Here is a 19487-nt window from a genome sequence, read left to right on the forward strand (position 1 = left end):
CATTGGCACCATGAGCACGATCGATGTGAACCCCACAGATTTGAAGTCCACGGATTTGAACCCGGTTGACCTGAACATCGCCCAGCCGGGCATCGAAGTCGAGGATGGAGCGCATGCCCAACACGGCTACTCTTCCAACAAGGACGCCTACTTGCGGCGCCTTAAGCGGATCGAGGGCCAAGTACGCGGTATTGCGCGGATGGTGGAAGAGGACAAATATTGCATCGACATCCTCACCCAAGTCTCGGCAGTCACTAAAGCCCTGCATGCCGTGAGTCTCGGGCTCGTGGAGGAACACATCGGGCACTGCGTCGTCGGAGCCGCCTCCGAGTCGGATCCCGTCGTGCGCGCGGAGCAAATCGACATCAAGGTCAAGGAGGCAGCCGATGCCATCGGGCGCCTGCTGCGGTAACCCCGCAAGCACTCACCACACCATTCAACTCACCACCAAGGAGCACGCCATGGGCCACACCGCCACCATCCAGACGAACGTCAGCGTTTCCGGCATGACCTGCGGGCACTGCGTTTCCGCAGTGAGCGAAGAAATTGAGTCCTTGGCGGGAGTGGAAAATGTCGAGATCGATCTGAACGCCGGCGGAATCTCCACCGTCACCATCACCTCCACCCAGGAATTGTCGCCGTCCGAAATCGGCGAAGCCGTCGCCGAAGCCGGCTACCTGGTAGTCGCCAACGAGGCCTAGGGGCCAATGTGAGCAATCACGACATCCTGCACCAAACGGGCACCCGCATCATCGAACTCGACATCGAGGGCATGACCTGCGCATCATGCGTGGCCCGCGTAGAGCGGAAACTGGGCAAGCTCGACGGCGTGGAGGCTTCCGTCAATCTCCCCCTCGAATCAGCCCACGTCACAGTCCCGGACAACGTCACGGACCAACAAATCGTGGACACAGTAAACGCAACGGGCTACAAAGCCTGGATCCGCGAATCGAGGCCCAGTCCGTCCACGGCCCCCTCCGCCGACCACACCCACGATCGCGAAACCGATATGCTCGGCACGCTCGAGTCCAGCACCGAAGGCAGCCCGGGTGACGGCGGCGCTGTAGAACATGACCGCAGCAATAGCGCGCCGGAACATGACCACAGCGACGGTGCCGGTGTTATGCGGCAGCGTGCGTCTAAGGGAGGAACGACCGAGCACGCCGAGCATGGCGCCGGTGGCGGCGCGCAAGGCGACCACAGCGCCCACGAAGACCACATGCATCACGGCCCTGCGTCCCGCCAGCTAAGGCCAAGACTGATTGCCGCCGCCATACTGACGGTTCCGGTCTTCGCCATCTCGATGATTCCAGCTTTGCAGTTCCCGCACTGGGGTTGGGTCGCCGCTGCACTGGCACTTCCCGTGGTGACGTGGGCTGCCTGGCCCTTCCATCGTGCGGCCGCCATTAACGCACGCCATTTCGCTTCGACCATGGACACGCTCGTCTCGATTGGTGTCTTGGCCGCATACCTCTACTCCGCGTGGCAACTCTTTGCCAACCCCATGATGACCGAACACCCGGGCATGGAGTCCACGGGAGGCATGGGCGGCGGGCTGTACTTCGAAGTTGCCGCCGTGGTCACCACGTTCCTGCTTCTGGGCCGCTATCTCGAGGCCAACGCCAAAGCGAAGGCCGGCGACGCCCTTAAGGCCCTCCTGAACCTGGGGGCGAAGGACGCTACGGTGCTGCGCGACGGCGTCGAGCACAAGATCCCGGCCGAGCAACTCGTAGCCGGGGACATCTTCGTGGTCCGCCCGGGAGAGAAGATCGCCACGGACGGCCTGGTGACGAGCGGTTCATCCGCCGTGGATGCCTCCTTGGTCACCGGCGAATCGGTGCCCGTGGAGGTCGGCCCGGGAAGCCAGGTCACGGGCGCCACCATCAACACTTCGGGCCGTTTGCTGGTCCGCGCGACGCGCGTCGGTTCCGAGACGACGCTGGCCCAGATGGGGCGGCTGGTCAGCCAGGCGCAGACGGGCAAAGCCCCGATCGCACGGCTCGCCGATCGGATCAGCGCCGTGTTCGTGCCCGTCGTGCTGGTCATCGCCCTGGTTACTTTCGTAGTCTGGCTCGCGCTGAGCGGGGACCTCAATGCCTCGTTCACGGCTGCCGTGGCGGTGCTCGTGATTGCCTGCCCGTGTGCGCTTGGGCTCGCGACTCCCGTTGGCCTCCTGACCGGGACCGGCCGGGGTGCGCAGCTCGGCATCCTCATCAAGGGCCCACAGGTGCTTGAAGATACGCGCACTGTGGACGCCATCCTGTTGGACAAGACCGGAACCGTCACCAGCGGCAAGCTGGCCGTCGGACATACCCTGGCCTTGAACGGGCACTCCCCCGCCGACGTGCTCTCTCTCGCCGGCGCCGTCGAGGCAGCGTCGGAGCATCCCATCGCCCACGCGATTGCCGCTGCCGCCAAGTCCGCAATGCCCGACGCCGGCCCGCTCCTCGCGGTGAAGGACTTCAGTTCCGCCCCGGGCGGCGGAGTCCGCGGGATGGTTGCGCTGAACGGAGCCGGAAACGGCGCTGAGCGAACGGTCGTGGCCGGCAGGACTGGCTGGTTGGAACTCAACGGAATCTTCCCCGACGATGCACAGCGCCGGGCCCTGGCAACCGAGGAAGCCGGCGGCGCAACCGCTATCTGGGTTGCTGTGGACGGGGAGCCCGCCGGGATCGTGTCGCTAAGGGACACTGTCAAACCCGGTTCGGCGGCAGCCATCGCGAAGCTCAAGGAACTCGGGATTCGCCCTCTCCTGCTGACCGGAGACAACGCCGCGGTCGCCGCCCAAGTGGCCACCGCCGTCGGGATCTCCCCGGAAGATGTGTTCGCGGGCGTCCTGCCTGAAGGCAAAGTGGACGCGGTGCGGATGCTCCAGGCCCAGGGGTCCACTGTGGCCATGGCCGGGGATGGAGTCAACGACGCCGCAGCCCTGGCGCAAGCCGATCTTGGCATCGCCATGGGATCGGGCACGGATGTGGCGATCGAGGCCTCGGATCTGACCGTGATGGGCAATGACCTTGGCCAGCTGGTGCAAGCCATCGAGCTGTCCCGGAAGACGCTTGCCACCATCAAGACAAACCTGTTCTGGGCGTTCTTCTACAACGCCATCGGTATCCCGGTGGCAGCCCTTGGTTTGCTCAACCCGATGATCGCCGGTGCGGCCATGGCTGCGAGCTCGGTCCTGGTGGTCGCGAACTCGCTCCGGTTGCGCTCCTTCGCAAAGTAGCCCCGACGCACCCAACTCCCGGCCCACCCAACTAGCTCGCAGTTGTTGTCGTTATCCGGCGTGAAAACGGCAACAACTGCCAGTCAGTTGGGGGAGCTAGCAGTTTGGGGGCAGCTAGGCCGTTCCGAACCGAACGGCCGCGCGGGCCCTGGCTTTGGCCGCCTCCTCGTCGCGATTGCGCGCTGGCGCATGGGTCACGAGCGAATCGAGCAGATGCTGGGTGATATGCGCGATCTCATCGACAGCCTCGGCGAAGGCCTCCTCGTTGGCCTTTGACGGCTTGGTGGTGCCGCTGATCTTGCGCACGTATTGCAGCGCTGCGGCTTCTACCTCTGCGGAGGTGGCTCGTGGCTCGAAATTGTGGAGGGTGTGGATGTTCCGGCACATATCAACATGCTAGGCCCAGTCCCCCATCAAGGCTCGGTTTTTAGAGCACCCTCTCCGAGGGCACCGGCTCGACGTCGTTCGTGTGGTCAAGCTCGGGGGCTACTTCGCCGAAGCTGGCAGCATCAAGCTTGTCCGCCCGCAGTTCGTCGATTCGCACCAAGACCACTCCGCACACAATGAGTGCCCCGCCCACGAGCTGGATGGCTCCGGGCAGTTCGGCCAGCAACAGCCAGGCCCACACCACGGCGAACAACACTTCAGTGAGCGAGACGAAAGATGCCACCTTGGACCCAAGGCTTCGGGCTGCCATGATCCCCGTGACGTAGGACAGCACGGTGGACAGGATGACAAGGCCGGCGATCGAGACCCACCACGGCGTGGTCCACGGCCCGAGGTGCGTATCCGCCGTGGCGAAAGTCATGGATACCAGACCGGTCCCGCCGGCAATCCAGATAAGGATTGAGCCTGCCATGAGACCGCCGGCGGCCAGCACGATGGGCGGCAAGGTGTCGTTCTGCTTGGCCGTGATGAAGAAGTAGATGACCAGGCAGACGGCCGCGGCCATGCCCCACAGGACGCCAACGAAGTCGACCTTCACTGCGCCGGTGAGATCGAGCACCAGGACGAGTCCGCCGAGGGAAAGCAGCGTTCCAATGGCGGTGAGGGCTCTGGGTCGGCGTCGGCTCGCGGCCCACAGCCACAAGACGATCATGGTTGGCGCGAGGTATTCGAGCAGGAGGGCGACCCCCACGGACAGCCTTGACACCGCATTGAAGTAGAAAAGCTGGCACCCCGCAACACCGATCACGCCGAACAACAGGATGGTGAGCCAGTTGTCCTTGAGCTGGTGCCAACGGCCCCGGAGAGCGATGACGGCCGGGATTACCAAGATGAGTGAAGCGCCGCTCAATCGGATGGCAACTGCCGCGCCGGGGGTCCACCCGGTTTCCAGGAGGGACTTGGCGAACGAGCCGGACAAGCCGAAAACCGCTGAGGAAAAGAGCGCGAGCCCCAGGCCCGACGCCATGAAGCCCGCAGCACCAGCCCGGTTTGTTGCAGCTGACACAGCAGCCTCCTGTCAGGAGTAAAATGGGTTACGCTACTGACAATACTCCCGAGAGATGTAAGGAGTCAAAGTGCTTTTTGCACCTGACACTGAAGTGGCGCTTCGAACCGTGGTCAATTTGATCAATACGGCCGCCAACGGGACCGAATCCCTCACGAGTGCCGCCGAGCTCCACGCCTTCCTTGACGCGGAAGAATTCACGGGGACCAGGGAGGGAACCGAGGCGGAACTGGCCAGCGTGAAGCGGCTTCGGAGCCAGCTAACCTCCTTGTGGACAGCGGATGAGGACGCGGCCGCAAAGACCGTCAACCAACTCCTCACCGACGCGCGCGCACTTCCCCAGCTGGTCAAGCATGATCATTGGGATTGGCACCTACACGCAACCACCCCTGAGGCGCCCCTCGCGGAACGCATGGGCACGGAAGCTGCCATGGCACTTGTGGACGTCATCCGCAGCAAGGAAATGGACCGCCTGCGGGTGTGCGCAGCGGACGATTGCGACGCCGTCGTGCTGGACCTGAGCCGCAACCGATCCAAGCTCTATTGCGACACGGGCAACTGCGCCAACCGGACGCACGTCGCTGCCTACCGGGCCCGGAAGGCATCAGGGGCCGAATAAGGGGGCGGGCGTCACGTCTTGCAGCTTTTCAAGGTGCACGACGGCGGCCTGCCCCGAGTTTCCCGGGTTGCCGCGGTGGCCAGCTGGCAAAAAGTTGCGTGGCGTGATGCGATAGGAGGCTAGGACGGCCTAGTCGGCGTCGGGGGTTTCCGTTTCGCTGCCCGCTTGGGGGGCCGCAGAACCGTGACCTTGGCCCGGTTTCCTGGAACTGAGGTTGACGCCCGAGCCCTTGCCGAGGTGCTCGGCGTTTTCCTTGTGGCTCATGGAAAGCATGGCGGCGAGGACGAGACTCACAATGAAGGCGATGCCGGCGCCGGTAAAGGCGAGGTCAAAGCGCGGAGTGCGGGCGCTGCCGCCGGAGGCGAAAATCAGCACAGCGAAGAAGATCACGACGCCCCAGAACGCGGAGAACATCAGCGGTCCCTTAACCGAGGTCCGCATCTTGCGCGGCTCTCTTGGTTTTTGGTCAGCCAAGGTCATTCCTCCAATGTGGGTGCTGGCGCCGTTCGCGCCTTGAGAGTTCTACGCAGGGTAGAACGTACGACTACTAGTTTACGGCCTCAGCGGAGGGGGTTCGCCCATCGTGCCGCAGGCTCAGCCCGGACAGCACCCACAAGACTCCCGAGATGATGGCGCCACCGCCGGCAACACCGAGGAGCGCGTGCGCTCCAAGGCTGATGAAGAACGGCAACGCAACTGCGGTCCCGATGCCCACGGCACCGGAAATGATCCAGTCGCGGGCAAGGACGTGGCGTCCGCGCGTCCGGAATCCCTGGACCAGCTCAAACACCCCGAGCACCAGCAACCCGACGAGCGCGGAAACGCCAACGCCCGTGTCGGACTGCGTAATCAAGGCACCCACCCCTGCCAGGCCAACGACGACGGCCGCGGCCGCCGGAACGCTAGCAGCCAGGAACGCGGCGCCCGCGGTTGCGAGCAGGTAGAGCCCGGCAGCCCAGGCCAGAACGTGAACGGATGGCGAGCCCCAGAAGACGGTCACGGCCCCAAAGACCAGCGCAACACCGGCGCGGAGAAGTACGGGCTTCCAGAGCGCGGCTGCTGTGGGCGTGGATGAAGTCGCTGAAGAGGCGGGGAGAGTCACCAGTCCAGTTTAGTGCGAACCGAGGACCATCCATTTGTCGGAGCGGGCGCGCAGCCCCAGAGTGACCCCGCGGGCCAGCATGTACCCCAGCGCGAACGCGACCCAGAGCCACACGAGCCCCGCCGCGCCGTCGGGCCTGGCCAGGTGGACTGCCGCCAACAGCGGCAGGTAGACCGCGAGGTTCACGACGCCGGCAATCGCCAGGTAGCGTGCATCGCCCGCGCCGATCAGGACGCCGTCCAGGACGAAGACGTATCCGGCGAGGGGCTGCCCGATGGCGAGTACCCAAAGTGCAGCGGTGAGCGCGGACTGGACGCCGGCGTCGGAGGTGAAGAGGAAGCCCGCCCACGGAGCGGCGCCCGCGAGGACTACACCGGTCACGACGCCGAAGCCCGCGCCCCAGCGGATCATGGTGCGGGTGAGTTCGCGCGCACGCGCCGGATGGGAGGCACCGAGTTCCTTGCCGATGAGGGCCTGCGCAGCAATCGCCAAGGCGTCCAGGGCGAAGGCAAGGAAAGAGAAAATGGTCATCGCGAGCTGGTGTGCGGCGAGGTTCGCGGACCCTTGGGACGTGACCACCAGGACCGTGGCCAGGATAGCCAGGCGCAGGCTGAGGGTGCGGAGCATGAGCCATGAACCCACGGTGGTCATCGTGCGGATTCCGCGCCAGTCCGGGCGCAGCGAAACGCCGTGGCGCCGGGCGTTCCGTCCCACCATGGCCAAATAGACGGCGGCCATGGCCCATTGAGCGATGCTGGTGCCGATGGCTGACCCTGCCACGGACAAATGCAGGCCGTAGACAAGGAACCAATTCAGGGCGATGTTGATAGCGAACCCGGCCGTTGCGACCACCAAAGGCGTGCGTGTGTCCTGCAATCCGCGCAACACGCCGGTTCCGGCGAAGATCAGCAGCATGGCAACGAGACCCGGCATGGACCACCGCAAATAGTCGACGGCGTATGCCCGCACCTCGCCGCTCGCTCCAAGCGACCCGACCAGCGGCTCAGCCGCGAAAAAGCCCGCCACTGCGAGGACGATACCCAGCAGCAGCGCCAGCCACACGCCGTCGCGCCCTGCGGCCAGCGCCTTGGCGAGCTTTCCGTGCCCGATGGCCCGCGCCACAGCGGGAGTCGTCGAATATGCCAGAAACACCATAAGTCCGACGGCGGTATACAGCAGGGTGGAGGCCAGCCCCACGCCCGCCAGCTGGGTTACGCCAAGGTGCCCCACAATGGCGGAGTCGGCCAAAAGGAAAAGGGGTTCGGCAATGAGCGCCCCAAAGGCGGGGACAGCCAAGCGCAGGATCTCGCGGGCAGTGGAGGGCGTGGTGGTACGGGTCATTGTTCGGGGCACTTTCCAAGCCTAGCGGGGCGCCGGCATGTAGCTTGGGGAGGGCTTATGCGGGACTGCCTAGCCGGCCTCGCCGGGTCACGGTTGTTTGACACTTCCAGCAAAGTTCGAAAGGCTTGAGTTGAAGCTTCAACAAATTGGGCCTTGGCCTTGGAGCTTCACGACAGCCAACCGCTACCCGAAAACGGTGCAAAAACATGAACCAGTCCACCCTGACCAACACAGCCCTTACTGTCCTGCGCGTCATCGTCGGCTTCATCTTCGCCGCGCATGGCTGGCAGAAATTCAACGAGTTCACCATCGCCGGCACACAGGCAGCCTTCGGCAAGATGGGCGTCCCCGCCGCCGATGTCGTGGCCCCGATCGTGGCAACCATCGAACTTGTCGGGGGCATTGCGCTCATCGCGGGCGTGCTGACACGCGTCTTCGCCGCCGTCCTTGCGCTGGACATGCTCGGCGCCCTGTTCCTGGTCCACGCTCCGGCCGGCCTGTTTGCGGACAAGGGCGGGTATGAACTCGTCCTGGCCCTCGCTGCCGCAGCCGCGGCTGTGGCCCTGACAGGCGCCGGACGGATCTCCATCGACGCCGCGGTCTTCGGCCGGAGGGGTTCAAAGCTGCGTATTCTCGCCTAGGATCGCGTGCACCACATCGCTGGCGACACCCAGGCCTGTCCGCTTGGGTGTCCCCAGCCCGTCATACAGCGCGCCGGTATCCACGCCGTCGATACACTCACGTCATGAGCGAGCTCCCCTCCCACTCCGTCACCCTGCGGTTCCTTGCTTCCCCCACCGACGTCGGACATAGCGGGTCCGTCGACGCCGGCACAGTCCTTGAGTGGGTGGACAAGGCCGCCTACGCGGCAGCCGTTGGCTGGGCGAAGTCCTATTGCGTCACGGCATATGTGGGCAACATCCATTTCGCCGACCCCGTGAACAGCGGAGACATGGTCGAGGTCGAAGCGACGATCGTCTATACGGGCCGCTCTTCCATGCACATCCGGACCATCGTGTCCTCCGGCGATCCCAAGGGCGGGCCGGCCACGATGCGCAGCCAGTGCCTGGTGATCTTCGTCGCGGTCGGTCCCGACGGGCGGCCGGTTCCAGTCCCCCAGTTCGAGCCTTCGACGCCGGAGGAAATCGAGCAACGCGACAACGCCCTCGCGCGGATTGCCGTGCGGGAAAAGATTGTCGAAGCCATGAACGCGCAGGAATATACCGACGCCGGCACAGCCGAACGCGTTGTCCTCCGCTTCATGGCGGCCCCCACTGACGTCAACTGGGGCGGAAAAGTCCACGGCGGTATTGTCATGAAGTGGATCGATGAGGCCGCCTACGTCTGCGCTTCCCGCTATTGCGGCAAGGACACCGTGGCCGTGTTCTCCGGGGGCGTGCGCTTCTACCGGCCATTGTTGATCGGCGATGTGGTGGAAGTCGAAGCCCGCCTCGTCTACACAGGCCATAAAGGCATGCATATTGCCGTGCACGTTCGCTCCGGGAACCCGAAGCGCCGTGAGATGAATCTGACCACCTACTGCCTCACGGTCATGGTTGCCAGGGACGAAACCGGCACGTCTGTTCCTATACCTCCCTGGGTGCCGGAAACCGACGAGGACCGGCGCCTTCATGCCCATGCCCGCGAACTGCTGGAGATCCGGGGACGGGCTCCCGGAAACCGGAGGCCGGATCATTTGCTTAACGGCCGGTAGGCGTTTCGTCCGGGTCTGGCGCCGCGAAGTTCAGGGCGGGAAGATGTCCTCATGGTGCCCGAGGAAAGGGTCGTCCGATGAAGGAGTGGCTCACGGTCACCGCCGAGGATCACGAGTCGTGGCTGGCACTGGCCCGTGAGGCCCTCGACTTCGTAGGGTCTGCGCACCACCAGGCAACCAGCGGCTAGAACCCGCCGCCGGTCTCGCCCGCCATGTTCGCGAAGCGGGAGTAGTGTCCCTGGAAGGCAACCACGATGTCCTTGGTGGGACCATTACGGTGCTTGGCGATGAGGATGTCGGCCTCTCCGGCACGGGGGGATTCCTTGTCGTAGACGTCTTCGCGGTGGAGAAGGATGACCATGTCGGCGTCCTGCTCGATGGAACCCGATTCACGGAGGTCCGAAACCATGGGCCGCTTGTCTTGGCGCTGTTCGGATCCACGGTTGAGCTGCGAGAGCGCGATGACCGGAACCTGGAGCTCCTTGGCCAACAGCTTGAGGGCACGCGAGAACTCGGAGACTTCCTGCTGGCGGGACTCCACCTTCTTGCCGGAGCTCATGAGCTGGAGGTAGTCGAGGATCACCAGTTTGAGGTCGTGCTGCTGCTTCAGGCGACGGCACTTTGCCCTGATTTCCATGAGGGACATATTGGGGCTGTCATCGATGAACAGCGGGGCGTCGTTCATGCGGCCCATGGTGGTGGCGATCTTTGACCACTGCTCGTCCTTGATGGTGCCCTTGCGCAGGTCCTGGAGGCCGATGGTGGCTTCCGCGGACAGCAGGCGCATCGCGATTTCGTTGCGTCCCATTTCCAGGGAGAACATCACGGTGGCGAGGTTGTTCTTGATGGCAGCGGAACGGGCGAAGTCAAGCGCGAACGTGGACTTACCGACGGCGGGGCGCGCGGCGATGACGATCATCTGGCCCGGGTGAAGACCATGGGTGAGCTCATCGAGTTCGTAGAACCCGGTGGGTACGCCCGTCATGCCCTCCCCGCGGTGGCCGGATGCCTCGATCTCATCAACGGTGGATTCCATGACGTCCTTGAGCGCCACGTAGTCTTCCGCAGTGCGGCGTTCGGCCACGGCATAGATCTCGGCCTGGGCTTGGTTGACGAGGTCTTCGACCTCTCCGTCCTGGCCGTACCCCATCTGGACGATCTTGGTGCCGGCATTCACGAGCCGGCGCAGGACGGCGCGCTCAGCAACGATTTCGGCGTAGTAGCCAGCGTTGGCCGCCGTGGGCACGGTCTGGATCAGTTCGTGCAGGTAGGCAGGGCCGCCGATCCGGTTGATCTCGCCGCGCTTGGTGAGCTCATCGGACACGGTGACGGCATCGGCAGGTTCGCCGCGGCCGTAGAGGTCGATGATGGACTCGTAGATCGTCTCGTGGGCGGGACGGTAGAAGTCATGTCCGCGCACAATTTCCACGACGTCGGCGATGGCATCCTTGGACAGCATCATGCCGCCGAGAACTGATTGTTCAGCGGGGATGTCCTGGGGAGGTTTGCGGCTGGCGTCCGAGGTCCGGCCGCCCTCGATCGAATCCAAGTGCGTAACTGACAAAGCCGTCCTCCATTGTGTACCGCGAAGATAACTGTTCCCGGCGGTGCGGTAGGCCAATGTCCCGTGTGGGTTGCTCCGACCGCGCCGTTTATGCCGGCTGGTCCAAACTGTTCCGTAGGGCACCGACAATTTTGGTTTTCCCAAGATTTCCACAACTTATCCACAGAAAGGTCCGCAGGCGCGCTGCTTTTCAACGGCACCAAGGTGCCGTCCACAAGAAACAGGGGTTTTCCAAGTACCTAAAGCAGGTACTCAGCCACGTTAGCCCTGCTTTTCCGAGGCACCAAGCCGGACCTGTGGATAAAGTGTGGAATACATACCCCTACTTGTGCACAGTCTGTGCATGACCCTGTGGAAAGAGAAATTCTTTTTCCGGCAAATAGCCTCTGAGCTGGGAAAACGTTCTTCGAGCCATGTGGATCAAAAGTATTTTCCTCCACGGATCATCCACAGGGCGATTCGCTCAATCCAGGCTCCGGTCCCCGCCTGACGGCCGAAAGGGGGATAAATATGCCAAAAATGTGATACTCCCCACAAATCAGCCTGAAATTTGACAGTCGGCTCTCAGAAGCTATGCCAAAGCAGGAATGTGCTGTGGATAACCGCGTTCTGACATAAGCTCTAGGTATGGGTTTCACCATTGGGGATGTACTGCTGGTCGCAATGCCCGTTGTCATCCTTGTGGCCGTGATTTGGGCCCTGACGGCGGCATTCAAGCCACGCAACTCGGGGCTGTCAGACGCCGAACGATATCAACGGGAGCTGGCCGCCCGCTCGGCAGCCCACCAGGCCGCCCAAGTGCAAGCGGCGACGGCAGCGAGGGCCCGCATCGATGCATCCACACGGCCCAGCCAGAATGCGCAGCAACAGTCCCAGCAGGACAGCCAGTCGCGGGCGGCACTGAGGGCTCAAGCCGGGGCTGGCCCGGGAGTCGGCCAGGCCGGCTACAACGGTCCCATCCTCCCCAACGGGCAGTTGAATCCACAGTTCGCCCTGCAGCTGCAGGGCATGGTCCGCAGCGGGCAGAAAATCCAGGCCATCAAGCTCCTGCGCCAGACGACCCACTCGGACTTGTTGACCGCCAAGAACTACATAGATCGGCTTTAGCGCATGTCTTCCCTACTCGTTCCGGTCTTGATCCTGGCGGCCGTCGTCGTCGGCGTGCTGCTGATGAGCCGTGTGCTCGCCCGCCGCTCAGCGGAACTCCGCGGAAATGCGGCCACCCACAAAGCTGCCGTGGATCCCGTCGAGCTGGCCCGCGAGGCCGCCGCGAAGCTCAGCGAGGATCAACACCGGCAGCTGTATTCCCTGATCGCCCAAGGTCAGGCCATGGCGGCCATCAAGCTGTACCTCAGCGCCACCGGAGAGGGCCTGCGCGCCTCACGGGACGCCGTCGGCGCCCTTGCGGCGCACCCGCAGCCCTTCCGCAAGCCCGAACCCGCCCCGCAGGACCTCATGCCCGACGACGACGAGCCGGAGCACTTCCCGTACCGGTACCGCGCAATCGTCAGCAAGGGCGACGTCACGCGTGAAGTGAGCAGCAATATGCTCAATGACGAGATCTACGGCCGGATCCGCACCCTGGCCAAGAGCGGCGACGTCGAAGCCGCGGCATTGGCCCTGACCAAACATTCCGACATCAGCATGAAGCAGGCCAGGGAGTTCATCGAGCTGCTGGAGGACTAGCCCGGGCCGGGCGAGCCCTCACGTCCTAGAAGTCGAACAGGTCCCCCAACCAGCCTTCCTTTTTCTTGGGCCGCCGACGGTCATAGTCGCGGTTGTGACCTTGCTTGCCGTAGTTCCGGTCGTCAAGGCGTGGCCTGTCATTCCCGGCATAGCGGGGATCCTGGGTCTCGTAGGCCGGGTTGCCATACAGCGGCGGTGGCGTGAGTCCGTCCACCGGAGCCGGCGGCGCGGTGGATCCAGCCCCGAAGCCGCCGGCGGCACGGTCAATAATCTTGTCGAGCTCGCCGCGGTCCAGCCACACTCCTCTGCACTGCGGGCAGTAATCGATCTCCACACCGCTGCGCTCACTCATTACCAGGTCAATTGAATCCACGGGACACTTCATGTTCGGGTCAACGAGCCGGCCGCCGGAAAAGTTCGGCCGGCTCGCCCTGTAGCGAACCGGCCTCGGACTACCTCGCCTAGCGTCCCCCGGTGATCCCCGCGAGGAGCTGCTCAAAAGGCAGGGATTCCATCGCGTCCGCCTTGCGGTGCGGCTGCTCGCCGCTCAGGAGCCGGGCAAGCTCGCCGGCCGCGCGGTCCACGCGGACCGATAGCGGCGACGCGCCGTCGTCGGTGTTTCCCCAGTCCTGGGGCCCGGCGAAAACGGACGTCTGGGTTATCCGGGTCCGAAGGTAGGTGAAGAGCGGACGCATGGCGTAGTCGAGCACCATTTGGTGCCGGTCGGTGCCGCCCGTGGCGCCCAGGAGGACTGCCTTCCCGTCCAGGGACTTGGGGTCCAGCACATCGATGAAGGACTTGAACAGCCCGCTGTAGGAGGCGCTGAAGACGGGAGTGACGGCGATGATGCCATCGGAATCCTCGACGCCGGCGATCACCTCCGCGAGGCGCGGCGCGGCATAGCCGGTGACGAAGTTGTTGGCGATATCCACCGCCAGGTCCCGGAGTTCGACAATGTCCACGCGGACCTCGTAGCCGGCATCGCCCAGCTGGCGCTTGGCCGACGCGGCGAGCTGGTCTGCAAGGAGCCTGGTCGACGACGGTACGCCAAGTCCGGCGGAAAGGACGGTTATGCGGCGGGTCTCCATGGCTGTCTCCTGTTGCTAGGCGGTTCGATGGCTTCAAACCAGAGTACATGCGTTTGCATCTATACTCCCAAACTGCAGCTCCGCGCCTTTTATTCCCCCGCTACAGGCGGACCGTTCCCTGGATGCACATCACCGAGCTCCCGCCCACCCAGGTCTCGCCGTCTTCCACCGTGACGTGGATGCGTCCCGCCCGGCCCAGCACGGTGCCCTGCGCGGCGACGTACTGCTCCGGAGCCCGGCCGCTGCCGATCAGCCACTGGGCAGCCCCCGCATTGAAACTTCCCGTGACGGGGTCCTCCACCATGGCGTCTCCCGGAATGAACGTCCGGACTTCGAAATCGACTCCGGCGCCCGGTTCATGAGGACCGATCACACCGACCTTCAGATCCCCCAACGCCTCAAGGTCCGGCTCAAGGCCAAGGACCTGCTCGGCCGATTCGAGCAGCACGCCGATCCATTGAGGCCCGTTGACCAGCCACGATGCATCCAGGAGCGCCGCTTGGGGCAGCCGGAGGCCGGCGGCCAGCTGTTCGATGGTTCCTTCGTCCACGGGCCCGAAGCGGGTCAGTGGCGGAGCAGCGAACGCGAGCCGGCCGCCGTCGAGCTTTACCTTGACCAAGCCTGCGCCACATTCCTGAACCAGCATCCCGTCCTGTTTCGGCACTCCGCCGGCCGCCAGCCAGGCATGCGCCGAGCCAAGCGTCGGATGTCCCGCGAAAGGAAATTCCTCGCTGCCGGTGAAGATGCGAACGCGGTAGTCGGCAGCAGGATCGCTCGGCGGCAGCAGGAAGGTGGTCTCGGACAAGTTGGTCCAGTGGGCAAAGTGCTGCATCTGCTCGGGGCTGAGCCCTTCAGCGTCGACGACGACTGCAAGCGGATTGCCGAGGTACGGCACGTCGGTGAAGACATCCACTTGCGAGAAGGGCCTGGTGCGCATGGTTTCAAGGTTCACCCCGGCAGGCTATCAAGTTCCCCCGTCTTCCTTAGCGCGAACTGGCAGCTAATGCCCGTAGCGAGGCCGCCGGAGGGCATCTACTGCCAGTTCGCGCCCCCGAAACCGCGCAAAGCAAAGGACCCCCGCCTCCGGAAACCGGGGACGGGGGTCCTTCGAGCTACGTCAGAGATTATTTCCCTGCAACGACCTCAAGGTCGATGACAGCGGAGACGTCCTCGTGCAGGCGGACGTTGGCCTGGTACGAACCAAGGGACTTGATGTGGTTCGGCAGTTCAACGTTGCGCTTGTCGATGGAGCCAAGGCCAGCGGCCTCAACTGCAGCAGCGACATCAGCCGGCTTGACGGTGCCGAAGAGACGACCGGACTCGCCGGCCTTCACTACGAGCTTGACCTTCTTGGAAGAAAGCGCAGAGGCCTGGGCCTGTGCAGCTTCGACCGAAGCGTGGGCACGAGCAGCGCGGGCAGCCTTGATGGACTCAACCTGCTTCTCGCCACCCTTGGTCCAGGTCAGAGCGAAGCCGCGGGGCAGCAGGAAGTTACGTGCGTAACCGTCCTTGACCTCGACAACATCGCCAGCAGCACCGAGACCGGTTACTTCGTGGGTCAGAATGAGCTTTGCCATGTTAGTTAATCCCTTCCTTAGCCGCGGCCAGCGCCGGAGTAAGGCAGCAGAGCAACTTCGCGGGCGTTCTTGATTGCCTGGGCGATTTTGCGCTGTTCCTGCACCGTGACGCCAGTGACGCGACGGGCGCGGATCTTTCCGCGGTCGGAGATGAACTTGCGCAGCAATGCTACGTCCTTGTAGTCGATGACGGTGATGTCAGCGGCCTTCAAGGGGTTGGACTTTGGTTTGGGCTTACGGAGTTCAGCCTTAGCCATCGTGGAGCTCCTTTTCTATGGAGCCCGTGGAATGGATCCACGGGATGGTGGTGCTCGACGGCGGTCGCCACCCGGGTGCCTTGCGGCACGTCCGGCGGGTTCCGGCGTCGAACTTTTATGAGTGTTTAGAAGGGAGGTTCGGAATCCGGGCCGTTGCCCCATCCACCCGCATTGCTGACGCCCGGGGTAGCCCAGGGGTCTTCCTGCGGTGCGGATTGGCCGCCGCCCCACGTTCCGCCGGAGTTGCCGCCCTGGTTTGCACCAGCGCCGCCACCTCCGAAGCCGCCGCTATTGTTGCCGCCGCCGAAGCCGCCCTGGCCACCCTGACCGCCGGAGCGCTGGGTGCGGTTGACCTTGGCATTGGCGTAACGCAGGCTCGGGCCGATTTCATCGACTTCGAGCTCGATAACGGTGCGCTTCTCGCCTTCCTTGGTTTCGTAGGAACGGCTCTTCAAGCGGCCGGAAACGATCACGCGCATGCCCTTGGTGAGGGATTCGGCGACGTTTTCGGCTGCTTCGCGCCATACCGATGCGCGGAGGAACAGGGTTTCCCCGTCCTTCCACTCATTGGACTGGCGGTCGAAGGTCCGGGGCGTAGAAGCGATGGTGAAGTTCGCTACCGCCGAGCCTGACGGTGTGAACCGCAGTTCGGGGTCATTGGTGAGATTACCGATGACCGTAATAGTGGTTTCGCCTGCCATCTACTGCCTCCTTGTTCGTTCCTGCGGGGTAAAGAATGAAAGCCTGGAGCTGAAATTACTCAGCAACGACCTTCTGCTCTTCGGGGCGGGTGATCTTGGTGCGCATGATGGTCTCGTTGAGACTCAGCTGGCGGTCAAGTTCCTTGGCGGTTTCCGGCTTGGCGGTGAAGTTCACCACAGCGTAGATACCTTCGGACTTCTTCTTGATGTCGTAAGCGAGGCGACGGCGGCCCCAGATGTCAACCTTTTCGATGGTTCCACCATCGGTGGTGATGACATTGAGGAACTTCTGAAGCGACGGCTCTACGGTACGCTCTTCGACCTCGGGGTCGATGATTACCATCAATTCGTAAGGACGCATATGTGAACCCACCTCCTTTGGGCTAAGCGGTTACGGCATTTCCGTAACAGGAGGTTCATTTGCGATGAACAGTGCTGATGACCGCTTCCAGAAGCGGAAGCAGGCGCAGCACAGACTTCAATATCTTAGTCCATTTCCCGCCTCTAAGCCTATTCGGCGTGTCGGCATGGTGGAATGCGCGGCGCCGCGTATGTGGATAACCCAGATGTGTGGATAACCCGCGTGGTACCGCGACGCCAGGCTCAGGCAGACTGAACCCATGACCGTCCTCAAATCCGCCGCACTCTTTATCCTCGCGGCCATCGCCGAGATCGGCGGGGCCTGGCTCGTGTGGCAATCGGTCAGGGAGGCCAAACCGTGGTGGTGGGCGGGCCTCGGTATCGCAGCCTTGGGTATCTACGGTTTCGTGGCGGCGTTCCAGCCTGACGCACACTTCGGCCGCGTGCTTGCCGCTTACGGCGGGGTGTTCATCGCCGGATCGTTGGCTTGGGGAATGCTCATGGATGGCTTCCGCCCGGACCGTTGGGACATCATCGGCGCCATGATCTGCATCTTCGGAGTGGCCGTCATCATGTTCGCGCCCCGGCCGGGCAGCTAAGGCGTCACGGCAGCTAAGCCGTCAACGCAGCTAAGCCGTCACGCTGTGCAACTTTCTGGACCGTCCGACGTCGGGATCCCCCGGTTTTCCGGGGCGCTGCTCCATGCATGAGCCCAAAAGTCTGCGTGGCGTGACGCCTGAGCCTCCAGCCAGGCGTGCCATGATCTGACTATGAACGCCGCAGCAAAGAACCAAGGTCCGAAGTCTGCCCGTGCCAAACGTTCCCGATTGCGATTCTTGCTGATGATCGTCACCGGCATCGCTGCCGCAGTGGCGACCGGAATTTGGGGACAGTGGATCTACGCGCCCGCGGCGGGCTGGGCAGTGGCCGCGGTGGTCTACAACATCTTCGTGTGGACAGTGATCACTCGGATGAAGGCCGATCAGACCAGAAGCCACGCCAGGGAAGAAGATCCACGGCGCTCCACGGCCGATCTCCTGATCCTGTGTGCCGCCGTCGGCTCCCTCGCAGCCTTCGTCCTGGTGATGTTCGGCGCGAAGGACGCGCACGGCGTGGACAAATTCATGCTCGCCCTGCTGGCCCTCGTCGGTGCCGTGGCGTCGTGGCTGCTGGTGCACACCCTCTTCACCCTGCGCTATGCCGAGGTGTACTACACGTCCGATCCGCCCGGCGGCATCGAGTTCAACCAAAAGGAACCCCCGCAATACACGGACTTCGCCTACATGGCCTTCAGCCTCGGGATGACGTACCAGGTTTCGGACACGTCGATCACCACCAGGGCAATGCGGTCTGCCGCCTTGCGGCACAGCCTGCTCGCCTACGTTTTCGGCGTCGGGATCCTGGCCACCACCATCAACCTCGTGGTGAGCCTGGCGTCTTGAGCTAGATCGCCGTGCGGAAGAACAACTCCGTCACCGTGGCCAGGTGGCGCGGGTCTTCAACGCCGCATAGCTCGCGTGCGGAGTGCATCGACAGAAGGGGCACGCCGACGTCGACCGTCCGGATCCCCAGGCGGGTGGCCGTCAGCGGACCGATGGTGGAGCCGCACGGGACGTCGTTATTGGAGACGAACTCCTGGTAGGGGATACCCGCCTCGCCGCAGAGCCGCGCCCAGAATGCCGCGCCGGTAGCGTCCGTGGCGTACCGCTGGTTCGCGTTGATCTTGAGAAGCGGTCCGCCATTGAGGATCGGTCGGTTGGCCGGATCGTGCCGCTCCGGGTAGTTGGGGTGGACGGCGTGGCCGGCATCCGCGGAAACACAGAACGACGCCGACAACGCCTGGCGCCGTTCGCTCACCGTTGCGCCCAATCCGTCGGAGATCCGGGTGAGGATGTCTTCGAGGATGGGTCCGCAGGCGCCCGAGCGCGAGGCAGAGCCGATTTCTTCGTGGTCGAAGGCGGCCAGGACCGCGATGGGGCCGGCAGCTGGCGCGCCCGCGGTTGCGTGCGCAATGAGTGCCGCGAGCCCGGCGTGGGTTGAGGAGAGGTTGTCGAGCCGCCCCGATGCAAACAGTTCGCCCTTGGCACCGAACTGCTCAGGTGCCTGGGTGTCCGCGACGACGATGTCGTAGCCGCCGATCTGCGCCGGATCCACGGAAACCCCGGCCACCGAGTCCGCCAGGATTGCCAGGACATCCGCGGAATCGGGATCGCCGAGGCCGAACACGGGGTTCATGTGCTGTTGCTTGTCCAGCGTGAGGCCGTCATTGACGGCCCGGTCCAGGTGGATGGCCAATTGCGGGAAGCGCAGGAGCGGTCCGGTTGCCGTGAGGTGCTGGGTGCCGTCCAGCATCACGAGCCGCCCTGCGAGCCGAAGCTCACGGTCCAGCCAGGAGTTCAACAAAGGTCCGCCGTAGACCTCGACGCCGGCCTGCAGCCAACCGAACTTGCCCGTTGTCGGCTTGGGCTTGAGCTTGAAAGACGGAGAATCCGTGTGGGCGCCAAGGATATTGAATGCCGTGGTCGGAGTGGCGCCTTCCGGCGTCACCCATGCGATGAGGGCGCCATCCCGGATCACGTAGAAGCTGCCAGCCCCGCCTTCCCAAGGCTGAAGTTCATCAAGGGCCGTGAAACCGGCCGCATCGAGCCGGCGCGCGGCCTCGTTGACGGCGTGGAAGCTCGACGGCGATGCGCTGACATACGCGCCAAGGTCCTGGATGTGTTCTGCAGCGGAGTTCGAAGGCATGGCTCCGAGTCTAGCCGCGGCCGCGGACGTCGCCGGCGAGGCGTTATCGCGTCA

24 protein-coding genes are annotated in these 19487 nt (G+C 63.9%); 10 read left to right on the forward strand and 14 right to left on the reverse strand.

The genetic code is table 11. From position 1 onward, the window contains the following. Window positions 1-10 precede the first annotated feature (10 nt). From VLA65_RS15625 to VLA65_RS15635, 3 genes are all read left to right on the forward strand, one after another. Window positions 11-412 (forward strand): metal-sensitive transcriptional regulator, encoded by a 402-nt coding sequence (locus VLA65_RS15625; protein WP_442880314.1) that lies wholly within the window; start codon window positions 11-13, stop codon window positions 410-412. 49 nt (window positions 413-461) lie between these two features. Continuing rightward, window positions 462-701: a heavy-metal-associated domain-containing protein gene (locus tag VLA65_RS15630; protein ID WP_059388821.1), complete on the forward strand. Its 240-nt coding sequence runs from the start codon at window positions 462-464 to the stop codon at window positions 699-701. A gap of 71 nt (window positions 702-772) precedes the next feature. Further along, on the forward strand, window positions 773-3226 hold the full coding sequence (locus VLA65_RS15635; RefSeq protein ID WP_442880316.1) for a heavy metal translocating P-type ATPase: 2454 nt from the start codon (window positions 773-775) through the stop codon (window positions 3224-3226). A gap of 114 nt (window positions 3227-3340) precedes the next feature. On the opposite strand, the gene VLA65_RS15640 is transcribed toward VLA65_RS15635, so the two are convergent. Continuing rightward, a complete protein-coding gene (locus VLA65_RS15640) occupies window positions 3341-3613 on the reverse strand; it encodes a DUF2277 domain-containing protein (protein ID WP_332603041.1) in 273 nt (90 codons plus the stop codon). Between the two features lie 40 nt (window positions 3614-3653). Further along, a complete protein-coding gene (locus VLA65_RS15645) occupies window positions 3654-4679 on the reverse strand; it encodes an EamA family transporter (protein ID WP_332603042.1) in 1026 nt (341 codons plus the stop codon). A gap of 70 nt (window positions 4680-4749) precedes the next feature. On the opposite strand from VLA65_RS15645, the gene VLA65_RS15650 reads away from it, so the two are divergent. Continuing rightward, window positions 4750-5298: a CGNR zinc finger domain-containing protein gene (locus VLA65_RS15650; RefSeq protein ID WP_332603043.1), complete on the forward strand. Its 549-nt coding sequence runs from the start codon at window positions 4750-4752 to the stop codon at window positions 5296-5298. Between the two features lie 129 nt (window positions 5299-5427). Here VLA65_RS15650 and VLA65_RS15655 read toward each other — a convergent pair whose 3' ends face one another. The 3 genes from VLA65_RS15655 to VLA65_RS15665 form a co-directional block, all read right to left on the reverse strand. After that, window positions 5428-5778, reverse strand: a complete 351-nt coding sequence (locus VLA65_RS15655; RefSeq protein ID WP_284988520.1) for a hypothetical protein — start codon at window positions 5776-5778, stop codon at window positions 5428-5430. Window positions 5779-5845: 67 nt separating this feature from the next. Next, window positions 5846-6400 (reverse strand): hypothetical protein, encoded by a 555-nt coding sequence (locus VLA65_RS15660; protein WP_332603044.1) that lies wholly within the window; start codon window positions 6398-6400, stop codon window positions 5846-5848. Between the two features lie 9 nt (window positions 6401-6409). Then, window positions 6410-7741 carry an MATE family efflux transporter gene (locus VLA65_RS15665; RefSeq protein ID WP_332603045.1) on the reverse strand — a complete coding sequence of 444 codons (1332 nt, stop codon included), beginning with the start codon at window positions 7739-7741 and terminating at the stop codon, window positions 6410-6412. 206 nt (window positions 7742-7947) lie between these two features. Between VLA65_RS15665 and VLA65_RS15670 the strand changes: the two genes are divergently transcribed. Together VLA65_RS15670 and VLA65_RS15675 are read left to right on the forward strand one after the other, a co-directional pair. Further along, window positions 7948-8382: a DoxX family protein gene (locus VLA65_RS15670; RefSeq protein ID WP_059388828.1), complete on the forward strand. Its 435-nt coding sequence runs from the start codon at window positions 7948-7950 to the stop codon at window positions 8380-8382. A 104-nt stretch (window positions 8383-8486) separates the two neighbouring features. Beyond that, entirely contained in the window at window positions 8487-9455 is a 969-nt protein-coding gene (locus VLA65_RS15675) for an acyl-CoA thioesterase (protein ID WP_332603046.1), read from the forward strand. A 184-nt stretch (window positions 9456-9639) separates the two neighbouring features. Here VLA65_RS15675 and dnaB read toward each other — a convergent pair whose 3' ends face one another. Then, window positions 9640-11019: a replicative DNA helicase gene (gene dnaB, locus VLA65_RS15680; protein ID WP_184739940.1), complete on the reverse strand. Its 1380-nt coding sequence runs from the start codon at window positions 11017-11019 to the stop codon at window positions 9640-9642. Between the two features lie 627 nt (window positions 11020-11646). Between dnaB and VLA65_RS15685 the strand changes: the two genes are divergently transcribed. Then, window positions 11647-12126, forward strand: coding sequence for a hypothetical protein (locus VLA65_RS15685; RefSeq protein WP_059388831.1), 480 nt, complete (start codon window positions 11647-11649; stop codon window positions 12124-12126). A 3-nt stretch (window positions 12127-12129) separates the two neighbouring features. Continuing rightward, a complete protein-coding gene (locus VLA65_RS15690) occupies window positions 12130-12705 on the forward strand; it encodes a hypothetical protein (protein WP_284988523.1) in 576 nt (191 codons plus the stop codon). 25 nt (window positions 12706-12730) lie between these two features. On the opposite strand, the gene VLA65_RS15695 is transcribed toward VLA65_RS15690, so the two are convergent. The 7 genes from VLA65_RS15695 to rpsF form a co-directional block, all read right to left on the reverse strand. Further along, a complete protein-coding gene (locus VLA65_RS15695) occupies window positions 12731-13090 on the reverse strand; it encodes a TFIIB-type zinc ribbon-containing protein (protein ID WP_284988524.1) in 360 nt (119 codons plus the stop codon). Between the two features lie 76 nt (window positions 13091-13166). Continuing rightward, entirely contained in the window at window positions 13167-13793 is a 627-nt protein-coding gene (locus VLA65_RS15700; RefSeq protein WP_332603047.1) for an FMN reductase, read from the reverse strand. 100 nt (window positions 13794-13893) lie between these two features. After that, window positions 13894-14730, reverse strand: coding sequence for a PhzF family phenazine biosynthesis protein (locus tag VLA65_RS15705; protein WP_332603078.1), 837 nt, complete (start codon window positions 14728-14730; stop codon window positions 13894-13896). A gap of 187 nt (window positions 14731-14917) precedes the next feature. Continuing rightward, on the reverse strand, window positions 14918-15370 hold the full coding sequence (gene rplI / locus VLA65_RS15710) for a 50S ribosomal protein L9 (RefSeq protein WP_059388834.1): 453 nt from the start codon (window positions 15368-15370) through the stop codon (window positions 14918-14920). A gap of 17 nt (window positions 15371-15387) precedes the next feature. After that, on the reverse strand, window positions 15388-15627 hold the full coding sequence (rpsR, locus tag VLA65_RS15715; RefSeq protein WP_003800144.1) for a 30S ribosomal protein S18: 240 nt from the start codon (window positions 15625-15627) through the stop codon (window positions 15388-15390). Window positions 15628-15752: 125 nt separating this feature from the next. After that, window positions 15753-16328 carry a single-stranded DNA-binding protein gene (locus VLA65_RS15720; RefSeq protein WP_078107100.1) on the reverse strand — a complete coding sequence of 192 codons (576 nt, stop codon included), beginning with the start codon at window positions 16326-16328 and terminating at the stop codon, window positions 15753-15755. 55 nt (window positions 16329-16383) lie between these two features. Further along, complete coding sequence (rpsF, locus tag VLA65_RS15725; protein ID WP_028267876.1) at window positions 16384-16689, reverse strand: 30S ribosomal protein S6; 306 nt, start codon at window positions 16687-16689, stop codon at window positions 16384-16386. 259 nt (window positions 16690-16948) lie between these two features. Here rpsF and VLA65_RS15730 point away from each other — a divergent pair, with 259 nt between their 5' ends. Beyond that, window positions 16949-17287 (forward strand): YnfA family protein, encoded by a 339-nt coding sequence (locus tag VLA65_RS15730; RefSeq protein ID WP_332603048.1) that lies wholly within the window; start codon window positions 16949-16951, stop codon window positions 17285-17287. Between the two features lie 171 nt (window positions 17288-17458). Continuing rightward, window positions 17459-18130, forward strand: coding sequence for a DUF1345 domain-containing protein (locus VLA65_RS15735; protein WP_253257315.1), 672 nt, complete (start codon window positions 17459-17461; stop codon window positions 18128-18130). Between the two features lies 1 nt (window position 18131). Here the strand turns inward: VLA65_RS15735 and VLA65_RS15740 are convergent, their stop codons facing one another. After that, window positions 18132-19433 carry a M18 family aminopeptidase gene (locus VLA65_RS15740; RefSeq protein WP_332603049.1) on the reverse strand — a complete coding sequence of 434 codons (1302 nt, stop codon included), beginning with the start codon at window positions 19431-19433 and terminating at the stop codon, window positions 18132-18134. Between the last annotated feature and the right edge of the window lie 54 nt (window positions 19434-19487).

The sequence above is a fragment of the Arthrobacter sp. S2(2024) genome (assembly GCF_036662515.1).
GTDB lineage: Bacteria > Actinomycetota > Actinomycetes > Actinomycetales > Micrococcaceae > Arthrobacter.